Genomic DNA, 14,323 nt, shown 5'->3' with positions numbered 1-14,323 from the left:
CCCCGTGGTCTCCCGTTCCACAACAGAAATCATGCGCCCAAACAGCGCGGAAACCGGAGTTTTTTCAGAATGAGACGCGCCAAAATTGTCGCCACGCTCGGGCCGGCAGCATCCAGCTACGATCAAATTCGAGCCCTTATTGATGCCGGTGTAGATGTCTGCCGGATGAACCTGAGCCACGGGGACTACCAGGTGCACGAGGGCGTTTACGCCAACGTGCGCAAGGCAGCGAACGACTCCGGCCGCGCAGTCGCCGTCATGGTCGACCTGCAGGGGCCGAAGATCCGTCTCGGCAAGTTCGAAGGCGGCCCTTACGAACTGGCCGTCGGAGACATTTTTAAGATCACCACCGAGGATGTCGTCGGAACGCGCGACCTGTCCGGCACGACCTACAAGGGTCTGCCCCAGGACGTCAGGCCGGGCGACTTCCTCCTCATCGACGACGGCAAGGTCAAGGTCGAGGTCGTGGCCACGAACGACACCGTCGTCACCACCACGGTCATCGTCGCCGGCCCCGTCTCCAACAACAAGGGCATCAACCTGCCCGGAGTCGCCGTCAACGTGCCCGCCCTGTCCGAAAAGGACGAGGCGGACCTGCGCTGGGGCCTCCGCCTCGGAACGGACCTGATCGCGCTGTCGTTCGTCCGTGACGCCGCCGACATCACTCGCGTGCACGAGATCATGGAAGAAGAGGGCCGTCGTGTCCCCGTCATCGCCAAGATCGAGAAACCGCAGGCCGTGGAAAACCTCGAAGGCATCGTCGACGCCTTCGACGCCATCATGGTCGCCCGTGGCGACCTGGGCGTCGAACTGCCGCTCGAGGCCGTCCCGATCGTGCAGAAGCATGCCGTCGAACTGGCCCGCCGCATGGCGAAGCCGGTCATCGTGGCCACGCAGATGCTGGAATCGATGATCCACAGCCCGGTCCCGACGCGGGCCGAAACGTCCGACGTCGCGAACGCCGTGCTCGACGGCGCTGACGCGGTCATGCTCAGTGGTGAGACCAGCGTCGGCGAATACCCCGTCGTGACGGTCCAGACGATGGCGCGCATTGTTGCGTCGACGGAGGACCACGGACTGGAGCGCATCGCCCCGCTGACGAACAAACCCCGCACCCAGGGTGGCGCGATCACCCTCGCAGCCATCGAGGTCGCCGAGTTCGTCGAAGCGAAGTTCCTGTGCATCTTCACGGAGTCCGGCGACTCGGCAAGGCGGATGTCGCGTCTGCGGTCGAAGATCCCGATGCTGGCCTTCACGCCCGAGCCCGGCATCCGCCGTCGCCTCGCGCTGACCTGGGGAATCCAGACCTACCTGGTGGACCGGGTCACGCACACGGACGCCATGTTCGGACAGGTGGACGACATCCTGCTCGGGCAGGGCCTGGCTCAGCTCGGTGACAAGGTCGTCGTCATCAGCGGATCCCCTCCCGGAATCGCCGGTTCCACGAACGACATCCGTGTGCACCGCGTCGGCGATGCCCACAATGAAGTTCACCCGGCGTACGCCAAGAGCTGACACCTCTCCTGGAAAGGCCCCGCACCCCGTGTCACACGGGGTGCGGGGCCTTTCTTGAGGATCCGGCGTCAGCGCTGCACGCCGGCGGGCACCATCAGGGCGCGCTCGGCGGGGAGGGTCGTTCCCAGCGCCAGCGCGGCCGACACGGCGTGCGATTCCCGGCTCCGCCGGGTGAACGGGTCGAGGTCGGCCAGGCGGGCCGGATCGGACAGGTCCGCGATGCACGCGAGCTTCACCGTGAGCGCGATCGGGTCGGCCAGGATCTGCTGCAGGGAGATCCCGTCCGTGTCCTCGTCGATGTTGCCGAGGGCGCTGACGGCCATCAGGAGGCGGTTCGGCAGGAACGCGCGGAGGTCGCTGAGGGTGGCGACCGAGTTGACGAGGGTGTCGTGCAGCACGGCGACGAGCCTGTTGTCGTCGCTCGCGAGGGCATCCATCACGCGAAGCGGATGCTCGATGGCCAGCCGACCGAAATCGTCGCGGTGGCTGGAGTACGCAACGCGCGCGAAGTGGATGGCGTCGTCCAAAAGTGTTGTCACGGGGCATCCTCTGTTCGGGTCGAGTACGCGGTTCAACAGGTCTTTTCGTCGCTCCACCCTATTGCGGATGCCGCAGCCCAGACTGGGGGCAGACGTGGGCACCCGAATCTGATACCGAGCATTCCGCAGTTCGACTCGCCGATTTGAGTCGTCGCCCGCCGGAGTTCTGCACGCACCGCCTCACCGGGTGGACACCCCGTTCCCCTTCGGTGTCGCCCCGGTGAGACTGTGCGCGTGAACACTCCGAAAGGAGCGTGAATGGTTGGCTCCCCATGGCGACTGCGGGCCCTCCGACCCGGTAGCGTAGACATGTCCAACCGAGATTCACGTTATCACCTGTTAGACATGTCCAACGCCGATTCGGCGTCCCCCGAAGGGGGTTGCCGTGGCGCAGTGAGTGGGGAACACAGCCTGAGGTACGAAAAACGCACGGAGCGGGCGCGCGACCTGGTAGCCGCCCTCCACCTGCCGCATCCTTTGACGGCGGAGCTGCTCCACCGGCACATGGAGGGGCTCCGGGGGAAGACGATCGTCATCCGCCCCGCCAGCACGCGCCTGGTCGAGTCCGGCGTCTGCGGGCTCTGGATCGAGGTCGCCGGTGAGAATTTCGAACGTATCCATCACGCACCGACGGATTCGGCGGTTCACCGCCAGCAATTCATCAACCACGAATTCGGCCACATGATCCTCCGTCACGAGAAGGAACTTCTGCCGATCGAACGGGTCGCCCTGCTGGCGCCCCTCATCCCGCTGGACGCCATCGCCTATGCGCTGTCCCGGAGCAGCTTCACCGACGACCAAGAGGCCCTCGCGGAGGCGATCGGGGATCGGCTGGCGCTGATCATGCTGGAGGACGAGGCGGATGCCGCCAAGGGCCCCCAAACCGGATTCGGCAGGGTGCTGTGATGCAGACCGCCCTCCTCGCCGTTTCCGCGCTTCTGTGGGTCACCGCCGGCTTCTGCCTGCCCTCGGTCATTCGCGGTCGGCGGCGGACGTTGTTCTGGTTTCTGACCGCGTTCGCCACGACCATGTCCCTTCAGCCGCACGTCATCTACAACGCGGTGGACGCCCTACTCGGCGGCGTCAACGTGCCGTACTTCATCTTCCACGCCACGGCGATCGTGGCGATAACACTCCTCGCTGCGCTCGTGGGGGAGGCGGTATCCGGTGAACGACTGACCGAGCGACGCAAGCAGGTCAGCGCCGCGGCGGCCGCGGCGATCATCGCCGTCCAGGCCATTCTGTTTTTCGGCAGCGACTGGCACCTTGTCCGGGAGATCCACAAGTCGTTCCCGACGCGGTGGGACTTCGCCGCATACTCCGCCACGACCTGGATCGCGATGGCCCTCTTCTCCATCTCGGTGGGGTACGCCTGCCTGTCGGACCTTCGACGCCAACGGCGCACGGTGACCCGCGTGTCGCTTGCGTTTGTGGCCTTCGGATGCTGGTGGGTTCTGGTCTACGCGCTGCTCAGCATGTTCGATGCAGCGGAACTGATCCTCCTCAAGGAGACCGCTTTCCAGGTCTGGTCGCGCCCGGTGTACCACCTCGCCCTCCTCACCGCGCCGATATCCCTGGCCGTCGGCCTGGGCCTTACCGCGACAGCGGACGCGATCCAATCCGCGCGCAAAAGCGTTCGGCACCGCGAGTTGCTGTGGCGAATCACGCCTCTCTGGGAACGTCTCCTGGCGGACTCGCCGGAGCTGAGCATCGAGCGCCGGCTCACCTGGCCGATGCTGCTCATCGTCAGGGATCCCCGTGCCCACCTGTATCGGCGCTACGTCGAAGTCCGCGACAGCCTGCTCCTCAACCCCGGTCAGGCCGTCTCCCCGGCCGAGCGGGCGCTGATCGAGGACATCGAACGCCACGTCCGGGCGACGGCGACCCGCCGCCCGGTTAACCACCCCGAGGTTCTCGAAGGGGGCGGGCGATCGTGATCAACCCCGGAACATCCCACGGCTCGCTGAACCCGGCCGGCGAACCCGTCAGCCCGCAGCTCGAACTGGCCCGCAAACTGAACCTGCTGCTTGATGTCGTCGTCGCCGAGGGAAACACTCCCCATACGTACAAGCAGATCGCCGCGGGCCTGGAAGCGCGGGGCCTCTCGCTGTCGCGCGCCCGGTGGGCCTACATGATCACGGGGGACGGCCCACTGGTCACCGACGCCGACCTGCTCACCGGGATCGGCGAGTTCTTCCGCATCCCGCCCAAGTACCTGCTCGGGTCGGGCGACCTGCCGGAACGGGTCGACGCCCAACTGGTCTTTGTGAAGAGCCTGCGCGCCAAACGCGTCGTCAACTTCGCGGCCCGGGTGCTCGGGGATGTGTCACCGGAGACGCTTCGGTCGATCACGGCGCTGCTCGAGGAGGACATGTCCCGGGACGACGTCACGCTGCCCGGCGTGCGCGACTAGCAGGCGACGAGCGCCCGCCACGCGTCACTGACCGGGGGTTTCACTACGTGGTGTTGGTACCGGTGGTGGGACTCGAACCCACACGTCCTTTCGAACAAAGCATTTTGAGTGCTCCGCGTCTGCCATTCCGCCACACCGGCTCACAACACCTGGATCAGAATACCGTAGGCTTTCACCCGTGACCGACCAAGATTCCACCCCAGTACCTCCTCGGCGCGTTGTCGTTGCCGAGGATGAGTCTCTCATCCGCCTCGACATCGTCGAGATCCTCCGTGACGCCGGATTCGAGGTGGTCGGTGAAGCCGGCGACGGAGAAACCGCCGTCGCCCTGGCCACCGAGCTTCGGCCCGACCTCGTCATCATGGACGTCAAGATGCCTCACCTCGACGGCATCTCCGCGGCCGAGCGCATCACGAAGGCCCACATCGCGCCCGTCGTTCTGCTGACCGCGTTCAGCCAGAAGGAACTCGTGGAACGTGCGACGGAGGCCGGTGCGCTCGCCTATGTCGTCAAGCCGTTCACTCCGAACGACCTGCTGCCCGCGATCGAGATCGCCCTGTCCCGGTACAGCCAGATCATCACCCTCGAAGCCGAGGTCGCGGACCTGGTCGAGCGGTTCGAGACCCGCAAGCTCGTCGACCGCGCCAAGGGGCTCCTCAACGAGAAGATGGGGCTCACCGAGCCGGAATCGTTCCGTTGGATCCAGAAGGCGTCCATGGACCGCCGGCTCACCATGCACGACGTCGCCCAGGCGATCATCGAGCAGCTGAGCGCCAAGAAGTAGCACCAGTACCCGAAGCGAACGGAATCTCGGCCGGCCGAGCAGCCCCCTCTCGTGGGCTGCTCGGCCTTTCGCGTTCCTACTTCATTCCGGACCGGTCCTTGATCAGGTTCGTGATCCGGATGGTCGAGCAGCGGCGTCCCTGGTCGTCGGTCACCGCGATCTCGTGCGTCGTGAGCGTGCGGCCCAGGTGCACGGGCGTACACACTCCCGTGACGTAGCCGGAAGTCGCCGACCGGGTGTGCGTGGCGTTGATCTCGATCCCCACCGCCAGACGGTCCGGCCCTGCGTGCAGGTTGGCGGCCATCGATCCGAGCGATTCGCCCAGGACCACGTAGGCGCCCCCGTGCAGGAGCATGGCCGGCTGGGTGTTGCCCTCCACCGGCATCCGTGCGACGGCCCGGTCGATCGTGAACTCGACGAACTCGATGCCCATCTTCTCGGCCAGTGAGCCGGCTCCGCGCTGCTGGACCCACTCGAGTGCATCCGTGGTCTTCTGGATCATATTCACCTTCGGTCGCTGCACCTGCCCACGCCGGATGACGCTTGTAGGCTGTCTCTGTGTCAGATTCCGAAAAGCCTACCCTGATGATCATCGACGGCCATTCCCTGGCCTACCGGGCGTTCCACGCCCTCCCGGTGGACAGTTTCCAGACCCGCGACGGGCAGCACACGAACGCCATCCACGGCTTCCTGTCCATGCTGCTCAGCCTGCTGCGCACCGAGAACCCCACTCACATCGCCGTGGCCTTCGACATCTCGCGATACTCCTTCCGCACCCGCGAGTATGCGGAGTACAAGGGCACGCGGGCGAGCACGCCGATCGAGTTCATCGGGCAGGTGCCGCTGCTGCAGGAGGCCCTGGCCGCGATGAACATCAAGACCCTGACCAAGGAAGACTACGAAGCCGACGACATCCTCGCGACGCTGTCCGTCCGCGGCTCCAGCGAGGGCTTCCACGTCCTCGTCGTCTCCGGCGACCGGGACACCATCCAGCTCGTCAACGAGAACGTGACCCTGCTCTACCCGGCCAGCCAGGGCGTATCGGCCCTCACCCGGTACGACCCGACCAGGGTGCGGGAGAAGTACGGGATCGAACCGGCCCAGTACCCGGATGTCGCCGCCCTCGTCGGCGAAACCAGCGATAACCTGATCGGCATCTCGAAGGTCGGCGAGAAGACCGCCGTGAAATGGCTGGGCCTCTACGGGAGCCTCGACGGCATCCTGGAGCACGCCGAGGAGATCAAGGGCGTCGTCGGCAACAACCTTCGGGAGCAGAAGGAAAACGCGATCCGCAACCGGCGCCTGAACCACCTCGTCACCGACCTGGACCTGCCGGTCGAACTGCCGGACCTTGCGCGATCCACCATCGACGAGCCCGCCGTGCGTGACGTGTTCGGACGGCTCGAATTCAGGACCCTGCTCGAGCGCGTGATCAAGCTCGAGGGGGCCGGCGGTCCCGGTGCTGCCGGCGAGGCCGTCGCGGCCGCGGCGCCGGCCCAGGAACTCGTCCCGGCCCCCCGGGCCCCGATCGCCCAGGACCTGCTGGACGAGGAACTGAGCGCCTGGATCGCTCGGGCCTCCGCCGCTTCCCCGCAGGGCCTCGGCCTGTGCGTCGAAGTGCAGGACGGCCTGGCGATCGGCTTCGGCCTCTCCGGCGGGGCCGAGACCGTCAACCTGCCGTGGCAGCCCGGCCGCGCGGACTACCTGGCGCTGGAGACCTGGCTGGCCAGCGATTCGCCCAAGATCATGCACGACGCCAAGCTCCAGATCAAGGCCCTGCGCCGCAGCGGCATCGACTTCACCGGTCTGGTCTTCGACACCCTGATCGCGGGCTGGCTGCTGCGGCCCGGGGGACCGGACAAGACCCTCGCCCACCTCGTCAGCCGGTACCTCGACGAAACGCTCCCGGTCAGCGACCCGAACCAGCTGGTGCCCGAGGAGACCGAGAACGGCGGAGTGCCGATGGAGGCCTGGTACACGTTCCGGGTCGCCGGAGCCATCGAGGCACTGCTCGACGACGGTTCGCGCAGCGTGCTCACCGCCATCGAGATGCCCACCCTGGTGGCCCTGGCCGACATGGAACTCGCCGGCGTGGCCGTGTCCCACGACCAGCTCTCCGCACTGTCCGCCCAGCTCGGGGAACGCGCGGCTGGGCTCGCAGCCGGCGCGTACGCCGAGATCGGCCGCGAGGTGAACCTCGGATCGCCCAAGCAGCTGCAGGAGGTGCTCTTCGAGCAGCTGGGAATGCCGAAGACCCGGGCGAACAAGACCGGGTTCTCCACGGATGCCGGGGCCCTCGCCGACCTGCAGGCCAGCAACCCGCATCCGTTCCTGGACATGCTGCTCAAGCATCGGGACGCCACGAAGCTGCGCCAGATCGTGGAGAGCCTGGACAAGGCCATCGACACCACCGGTCGGATCCACACCACCTACGTGCAGATCGGCACCACCACCGGCCGGATCTCCTCGACCGACCCGAACCTGCAGAATATCCCGGTGCGCACCGAGGAAGGCCGTCGCATCCGCGCGGCCTTCCAAGCCGGCGAGGGGGCGGAGTGCCTCCTGACCGCGGACTACTCACAGATCGAAATGCGGATCATGGCGCACCTCTCCGGGGACCCGGGGTTGATCGAGGCGTTCAACGCGGGCGAGGACCTGCACCGGTTCGTGGGCGCGAGCGTGTTCGGGGTAGCCCCGGAGGACGTCACGAACGAGATGCGCTCCAAGGTCAAGGCCATGTCCTACGGACTCGCCTACGGGCTGAGCGCGTTCGGCCTGTCCCGGCAGTTGCGCATCGACACGAAGGAAGCCAAACAGCTCATCACGGACTACTTCGCCCGCTTCGGCGCCGTGCGCGACTACCTGCGCAACGTGGTGGAGCAGGCCAAGGTCGACGGGTATACCGCGACCATCTTCGGGCGGCGCCGTCCGTTCCCCGAGCTGCACAGCACCAACCGGGCACTGCGCGAGAACGCGGAACGCGCCGCCCTCAATGCCCCGATCCAGGGGTCTGCCGCCGACATCATGAAGATCGCGATGAACGGCATCAAGGAGGACCTGCTGGAGGGCGGTCTGGAATCCCGCATGCTTCTGCAGGTGCACGACGAACTGATCTTCGATGTGGCGCCCGGCGAATGGGACGCGCTTCGCCTGGTCGTGACGCACCAAATGGAGACGGCGGCCGACCTGCTCGTGCCGCTCGAGGTGCAGGTAGGACGCGGCGACAACTGGGACGCGGCCGCGCACTAATGACCGTGGGCCGGGGGATTCCCCGGCGCACGGTGTTCTAGGCTCGGTTCATGACAACCGACAACCAGCGCATTTCCGCGCGCACTCCGACGGCGATCGACACGATCGCCGAGGACTGGGTGGACACCGTCGTCGAACTCGACCCGACGGTCGGCACCTACATCGGCCGCGCGGAGGCGAACGGCCGTTTCGGCGATTATTCCCCGGCCGGCCTCGAGCGCCGCGAGGCCGAGGCTCGGGCCGTCATCGCCCGCCTCGATGCGGCCATCCCGGTCGACGACGTCGACCTCGTCACGCGCGCGGACCTGCGCAGTGACCTGGCCCTCGACGTGGAGAGCGCCGAGGCAGGGCTGCCGCTGCGGGATCTGAACGTGATCGCTTCGCCTGCCCAGGGCATCCGTGAGGTCTTCGACCTCATGCCCACCGGCACCGTCGCCGACTGGGACAACGTGTCCGCGCGCCTTCGCGCCGTGCCCGCGGCGATCGACGGTTACATCGAGACCCTGCGCCTCGGTATCGAGCGGGGCAGCATGCCCGCCCGGCGGCAGGTGCGGGAGGTCATCCTGCAGGCCCGGCACCACGCCGCGAACGACGGCTTCTTCGCCCAGTTCGTAGCGGAGGCCACCCTCGACCAGGGCCACCTGCCGGCGTCGCTCGCCAAGGACCTCGCGACGCGGGCGCGAACCGCCGCCGCAGCCTACGGAACCCTGGCCGACTTCCTCGGCCGCGAACTCGAGGGTGCCGCGCCCGAGCGCGACGCCATCGGCCGGGAGCTCTATGCCCTGCAGTCACGGCGCTTCCTGGGTGCTTCGATCGACCTCGATGAGACGTACGAGTGGGGGGTGGAAGAACTGGCCCGCATGGTCGCCGAGCAGGAGAGCGTCGCCGACCAGATGCTTCCCGGGGCGAGCGTCCAGGAAGCCATCGCGTTGCTCGACACGGATCCCAGCCGCAAGCTGCACGGCACCGACGCCCTGCAGAAGTGGATGCAGGAGACCAGCGACCGCGCCGTCGCCGAACTCTCGGAGACCCAGTTCGACATCCCGAACGAGATCAGGCGCCTCGAATGCATGATCGCTCCCACCCAGGAAGGCGGCATCTACTACACCGGGCCAACGGACGACTTCTCCCGGCCGGGCCGGATGTGGTGGTCCGTTCCGGTCGGCGTCACCGAGTTCGACACCTGGCGCGAACTCACCACCGTCTACCATGAGGGCGTTCCGGGACACCACCTGCAAATCGGCCAGGCCGTCTACAACCGGGCGAAGCTGAACACCTGGCGCCGCCAGATGGCCGGCACCTCGGGCCACGCGGAAGGTTGGGCGCTTTACGCCGAACGCCTGATGGAACAGCTGGGCTACCTGGACGACCCGGGGGACCGGCTCGGCATGCTGGATGGGCAGCGGATGCGCGCCGCCCGGGTCGTGCTGGACATCGGCGTGCACCTCGAGAAGCAACGGCCGGACGGCTCCGGCCCCTGGACCGCGGACTACGCCTTCGATTTCCTGGGCCAGAACGTCAACATGAACGCGGGTTTCGTCAAATTCGAGGTCAACCGGTACCTGGGCTGGCCCGGGCAGGCGCCCTCGTACAAGGTGGGCCAGCGCATCTGGGAGGAGTTGCGGGACACCTACGCTGCGCGGGAGGGCGATGCGTTCTCGATCAAGGAGTTCCACCGCAAGGCGCTGGACCTGGGCGGGGTCGGACTGGACACCCTCCGGGCCGCCATGCTCGGCACTCTTCCGGGTGGATCGCGGTAGATTCAGGGCAGGCTCGGCGGTTGCCGGGCGCTCCCGCAAACCGCTAAGCTTGACTGTCACGTTTGTGACGAAATATCCGCTGCCATGCGCGGAGTACCGCAACGAACTCTTTCTGCGTATGGCCCGACTTATGTCCATCCTGGAGCAACTACTACATGACAAACGCAACGACCGAACGGGCACCCAAGCAGGTCGCCATCAACGACATCGGATCTGCTGAAGACTTTCTTGCCGCGGTCGAAAAGACTCTGAAATTCTTCAACGACGGAGACCTCATCGAGGGCACCGTTGTGAAGATCGACCGCGACGAGGTTCTCCTCGACGTGGGCTACAAGACCGAGGGTGTCATCCCCTCCCGCGAACTCTCCATCAAGCACGACGTTGACCCCTCCGAGGTCGTCAAGGTCGGCGACCTGGTTGAGGCCCTCGTTCTTCAGAAGGAAGACAAAGAAGGCCGTCTCATCCTGTCGAAGAAGCGCGCTCAGTACGAGCGTGCATGGGGCGACGTCGAGAAGATCAAGGAATCCGATGGCGTTGTCACCGGTTCGGTCATCGAGGTTGTCAAGGGTGGCCTCATCGTGGACATCGGTCTCCGTGGCTTCCTTCCGGCCTCGCTCATCGAGCTGCGCCGCGTTCGCGACCTGACCCCGTACCTGGGCCAGGAGATCGAGGCCAAGATCCTCGAACTCGACAAGAACCGCAACAACGTTGTGCTGTCTCGTCGTGCCCTGCTCGAGCAGACGCAGTCCGAGAGCCGCACCACGTTCCTCAACAACCTCCAGAAGGGACAGGTCCGCAAGGGCGTCGTCTCGTCGATCGTCAACTTCGGTGCGTTCGTTGACCTGGGTGGCGTTGACGGTCTGGTTCACGTCTCCGAACTCAGCTGGAAGCACATCGAGCACGCCAGCGAGGTCGTCGAGGTTGGCCAGGAAGTCACCGTCGAGATCCTCGAGGTCGACCTCGAGCGCGAGCGCGTGTCGCTGTCCCTCAAGGCCACGCAGGAAGACCCGTGGCAGGTCTTCGCCCGCACCCACGCCATCGGTCAGGTTGCACCGGGTAAGGTCACCAAGCTCGTTCCGTTCGGCGCGTTCGTTCGCGTTGCCGAGGGCATCGAGGGACTCGTCCACATCTCCGAGCTCTCCGGCAAGCACGTCGAGCTCGCCGAGCAGGTCGTTTCGGTCGGCGACGAGGTCTTCGTCAAGGTTATCGACATCGACCTCGAGCGTCGCCGCATCTCGCTGAGCCTCAAGCAGGCCAACGAGGGTGTCGACCCCGAGGGCACCGAGTTCGACCCGGCGCTCTACGGAATGCTCACCGAGTACGACGACCAGGGCAACTACAAGTACCCCGAGGGCTTCGACCCGGAGACCAACGAGTGGCGCGAGGGCTTCGAAACCCAGCGCGAGAAGTGGGAGCAGGACTACGCTGCAGCCCAGGCTCGCTGGGAAGCACACAAGAAGCAGGTCGCTTCCGCGAACGACGAGATCACCGCCGTCGGCGATGTCCCGTCCGCCGCAGGCTCCTCCTTCTCGAGCGAGACGGCCGGCGCCGGCACGCTCGCGGACGATGAGGCCCTCGCAGCACTGCGCGAGAAGCTCTCCAGCTCCAACTAGTCACACCGCACGACCAACAGGCCGGTCCCCTTTGGGGGCCGGCCTGTTGGCTGTTAACGCCTGCCTACTGATTCATCTCCTCGCACGTCGGCCTTCCTCCACAATGCGGGTCTGATCCTGTTGTGCACAGGGCACGCGCTGGCGGGCGGATTCAACGGGCACTGTCAGTGGGTGCCCGTAACGTGACTCGCATGAAGCCCTCGTTCATCGAACAGCAGGAGACACGCGGTGAGTACTTCGACGCCATCCGCGAGGCCCACGGCAATCTCGCCCAGGACGCTGCCGCACTGGCAGACCTCATCGACGAGGCCCACCGCTATGCGACGGCGACTGCGGATGCCGCGCCTCGGGTACCAGGGTCCCGGTGGGACGCCGACACGGTCGCCGAGCGGGAGTTCGTGAGTGAGCTCGCCTGCACGATCCGGATCCCGCAACGGTCGGCCGAGACCCTTCTCGCCGAGAGCGCGTGCCTCACCGGTGAGCTGCCGCGAACGATGGCCGCGCTCCGGGCGGGCCAGATCAGCTACCGGCACGCGCAGGTGCTGATGGGGCAGGCCTGGTCCCTGCCGGATGAGACCAAGGCCGCGTTCGAGGAGGGCCTGCTGAAGTCCGCGGCGAACCTGACCGCGTCGAAACTCAAGCACAAAGCACGGACGCTACGGGAGCGGCTGCACCCGGAGACGATCCGGGCCCGGCACCAGGCATCCGTGTCGGAACGCAACGTGTTCTTCGAGCCCGAGGCCGACGGGATGGCGTCGCTGCACTGGTACGACTCCGCGGAGAAGGTGCAGGCCGCGTACGACCGCATCACCGTGCTGGGCCTGAGCCTGCTGGGACCGGACGAAGACCGCACCCTCGGCCGGCTCAGGGCCGACGTGTTCAAGGACCTCATCCTCAACGGGCTGACACCTTCAGGGCTCGGCACGGTCATCCAACCCAAACCGTCGCCAAAGCCGCAATCGGCTCAGCTATTCGTCGTCTGAAACCTCATCGTTGGCCGTCATGTCTATCCAGTCGATTGCCTCTTCTGACAGGGAGAATCCCTCCGGCACGGCGTCCCCAACCCAGGGGGTGTCTGCAGTGGGTTCCCCTGCCACAGCCGTAATCTGATCCAGAACGTCTGGCGGCACGACGTCACCGTTATTGTTGATCAGCCATTGCTGGGTTGTCCAGTCCAGTAGTGGCCACCAGTCCTGAATGCGCATGGCGTTATTCTGACACTCTTCTTTGGATCCCGAGCCAATGAGCAGAACCAATTATCGGACCGCGATTGAGCAGGAACCAGCCCGCGTACCCGCAGGCCGAACTCCATTCAAACTCGCGTCGTTCTGCTGCGGTTCAGCGCGACTCCTCGCGAGTGCGCCGGTAGCGCTCGTAGATCACACGCGAGCCGAACGTCCTGGTCTCGACCAGGTCCAGCCGAATGTTCTTGGTCATCGGCGGCAGGAAGGGCGTGCCGCCACCGACGACGACCGGATGACGGAACATTGACAGCTCGTCGACGAGATCGAGTTCGACCGCCGCCGCGGCCAGGCCAGCACCGCCAATCCCGACGTCCTTCCTGGTCGCGCCGACCGCGACAGCGACCTCCTCGCCCACCGACGCCTCGGCAAGCCGGGCATTGCCAAAAACGCTTTCCAGCGTGCGGCTGAAGACGACCTTCGGGAGAGCATTCCAGACGTCGGCGAACGCGGCACCGAGCTCGTCGTCGCGCATAGACGCATCCGTCTCCCACGGCAACATGGTCTCGTACAGCTTGCGGCCGCACAAAAAACCACCGAGCTCACGGGTCTGCGCAATGTGGAAACGAAACTGCTCCTCGCTCGGAACCGACCACCCGAACGCGCCGTCACGGTCGGCGATAAAACCGTCCACAGAGACGCCCATCGAGTAGATCAGCACGGGGTCACGCTCCTCGCACCGCAACGACGGACCATGATCGCGAGGACGTTCACCAAAGAAAATGACATCCGGCTCCCTTTTTCTGATCGCCAGTCTGCCCCCGGTGGCAAGCCAAGGCGAGAGAACGACTGAACGTCGTGGGCGGTCCAAGCCTCGTCCGCCATCGAAGCTGCGTCGAAGACGCCCAAGCCGAACCCTCAGCGGGAGATGGTTTGCATCAGGGCGTCCAGTGTCAGGAATGCGTTGTCGGAGGTCTTGGGGATTGAACGAAATGCGCCTGATCGGTCTGTGTCCGCTCCGGTCCCGGTGAGATACCGGTCAATGTCGTTGGGGGAGGCAAAGTTGAACGGCTTCAAATGCAATGCGGTGAGCGGTGCGTTGATCTGGAAGGCGATCTTGGGAGCATCCTCGGGATGAAGATCGAGCGCCGCTTCCAAGGTCACGTCCCACTGAGTGGTGGAATTTCTCAACACCATGCAGGTCAGTGGTTTTAGTCTAGGCGGTGGCGAGTTCGGGGAGGATCACCGCCTCGTCGAGGACCTCGATGG

General features: G+C 65.8%; 14 protein-coding genes and 1 tRNA gene. 9 read left to right on the top strand and 6 right to left on the bottom strand.

The genetic code is table 11. The annotated features are described in order from the left end of the window. Nucleotides 1-69: 69 nt before the first annotated feature. A complete protein-coding gene (gene pyk / locus E3O49_RS02975; protein ID WP_134366655.1) occupies nucleotides 70-1,515 on the top strand; it encodes a pyruvate kinase in 1,446 nt (481 codons plus the stop codon). A gap of 68 nt (nucleotides 1,516-1,583) precedes the next feature. Here pyk and E3O49_RS02970 read toward each other — a convergent pair whose 3' ends face one another. Further along, entirely contained in the window at nucleotides 1,584-2,054 is a 471-nt protein-coding gene (locus tag E3O49_RS02970) for a hypothetical protein (protein WP_134404306.1), read from the bottom strand. A gap of 393 nt (nucleotides 2,055-2,447) precedes the next feature. Between E3O49_RS02970 and E3O49_RS02965 the strand changes: the two genes are divergently transcribed. Genes E3O49_RS02965 through E3O49_RS02955 form a run of 3 tightly spaced genes read left to right on the top strand, consistent with a single transcriptional unit; the run spans nucleotide 2,448 to nucleotide 4,467 of the window. Beyond that, nucleotides 2,448-2,960: a hypothetical protein gene (locus E3O49_RS02965; RefSeq protein ID WP_134366653.1), complete on the top strand. Its 513-nt coding sequence runs from the start codon at nucleotides 2,448-2,450 to the stop codon at nucleotides 2,958-2,960. Beyond that, on the top strand, nucleotides 2,960-3,991 hold the full coding sequence (locus E3O49_RS02960) for a DUF6545 domain-containing protein (RefSeq protein ID WP_134366652.1): 1,032 nt from the start codon (nucleotides 2,960-2,962) through the stop codon (nucleotides 3,989-3,991). Before E3O49_RS02965 ends, E3O49_RS02960 begins: the two co-directional genes overlap by 1 nt. Further along, nucleotides 3,988-4,467 carry a hypothetical protein gene (locus E3O49_RS02955; RefSeq protein ID WP_241976133.1) on the top strand — a complete coding sequence of 160 codons (480 nt, stop codon included), beginning with the start codon at nucleotides 3,988-3,990 and terminating at the stop codon, nucleotides 4,465-4,467. Before E3O49_RS02960 ends, E3O49_RS02955 begins: the two co-directional genes overlap by 4 nt. Before the next feature lie 54 nt (nucleotides 4,468-4,521). On the opposite strand, the gene E3O49_RS02950 is transcribed toward E3O49_RS02955, so the two are convergent. Next, a tRNA-Leu gene (locus tag E3O49_RS02950) sits at nucleotides 4,522-4,607 on the bottom strand. Between the two features lie 38 nt (nucleotides 4,608-4,645). Here E3O49_RS02950 and E3O49_RS02945 point away from each other — a divergent pair. Continuing rightward, a complete protein-coding gene (locus tag E3O49_RS02945; RefSeq protein WP_134366651.1) occupies nucleotides 4,646-5,251 on the top strand; it encodes an ANTAR domain-containing response regulator in 606 nt (201 codons plus the stop codon). A gap of 76 nt (nucleotides 5,252-5,327) precedes the next feature. On the opposite strand, the gene E3O49_RS02940 is transcribed toward E3O49_RS02945, so the two are convergent. After that, nucleotides 5,328-5,753 (bottom strand): hotdog fold thioesterase, encoded by a 426-nt coding sequence (locus tag E3O49_RS02940; RefSeq protein ID WP_134366650.1) that lies wholly within the window; start codon nucleotides 5,751-5,753, stop codon nucleotides 5,328-5,330. Between the two features lie 56 nt (nucleotides 5,754-5,809). Here E3O49_RS02940 and polA point away from each other — a divergent pair, with 56 nt between their 5' ends. The 4 genes from polA to E3O49_RS02920 all read left to right on the top strand — a co-directional run bounded on the left by polA (nucleotide 5,810) and on the right by E3O49_RS02920 (nucleotide 12,856). After that, complete coding sequence (polA, locus tag E3O49_RS02935) at nucleotides 5,810-8,500, top strand: DNA polymerase I (RefSeq protein WP_134366649.1); 2,691 nt, start codon at nucleotides 5,810-5,812, stop codon at nucleotides 8,498-8,500. Nucleotides 8,501-8,550: 50 nt separating this feature from the next. Continuing rightward, entirely contained in the window at nucleotides 8,551-10,260 is a 1,710-nt protein-coding gene (locus E3O49_RS02930; RefSeq protein WP_134366648.1) for a DUF885 domain-containing protein, read from the top strand. 155 nt (nucleotides 10,261-10,415) lie between these two features. Continuing rightward, nucleotides 10,416-11,873, top strand: a complete 1,458-nt coding sequence (gene rpsA, locus E3O49_RS02925; protein WP_134366647.1) for a 30S ribosomal protein S1 — start codon at nucleotides 10,416-10,418, stop codon at nucleotides 11,871-11,873. 191 nt (nucleotides 11,874-12,064) lie between these two features. Then, nucleotides 12,065-12,856: a DUF222 domain-containing protein gene (locus tag E3O49_RS02920; protein ID WP_134366646.1), complete on the top strand. Its 792-nt coding sequence runs from the start codon at nucleotides 12,065-12,067 to the stop codon at nucleotides 12,854-12,856. Here E3O49_RS02920 and E3O49_RS02915 read toward each other — a convergent pair. From E3O49_RS02915 to E3O49_RS02905, 3 genes are all read right to left on the bottom strand, one after another. Continuing rightward, nucleotides 12,842-13,078, bottom strand: a complete 237-nt coding sequence (locus E3O49_RS02915) for a hypothetical protein (protein WP_134366645.1) — start codon at nucleotides 13,076-13,078, stop codon at nucleotides 12,842-12,844. The two genes, E3O49_RS02920 and E3O49_RS02915, sit on opposite strands and share 15 nt — an antisense overlap. Nucleotides 13,079-13,211: 133 nt before the next feature. Next, entirely contained in the window at nucleotides 13,212-13,775 is a 564-nt protein-coding gene (locus E3O49_RS02910; RefSeq protein WP_134366644.1) for a dihydrofolate reductase family protein, read from the bottom strand. 197 nt (nucleotides 13,776-13,972) lie between these two features. Then, entirely contained in the window at nucleotides 13,973-14,218 is a 246-nt protein-coding gene (locus tag E3O49_RS02905) for a hypothetical protein (protein WP_134403117.1), read from the bottom strand. Nucleotides 14,219-14,323 lie beyond the last annotated feature (105 nt).

Source organism: Cryobacterium shii, from assembly GCF_004402595.1.
Lineage (GTDB): Bacteria > Actinomycetota > Actinomycetes > Actinomycetales > Microbacteriaceae > Cryobacterium > Cryobacterium shii.
The sequence above is the reverse complement of the archived record's forward strand: the minus strand, read 5'-3'. Positions and strand labels throughout refer to the sequence as shown.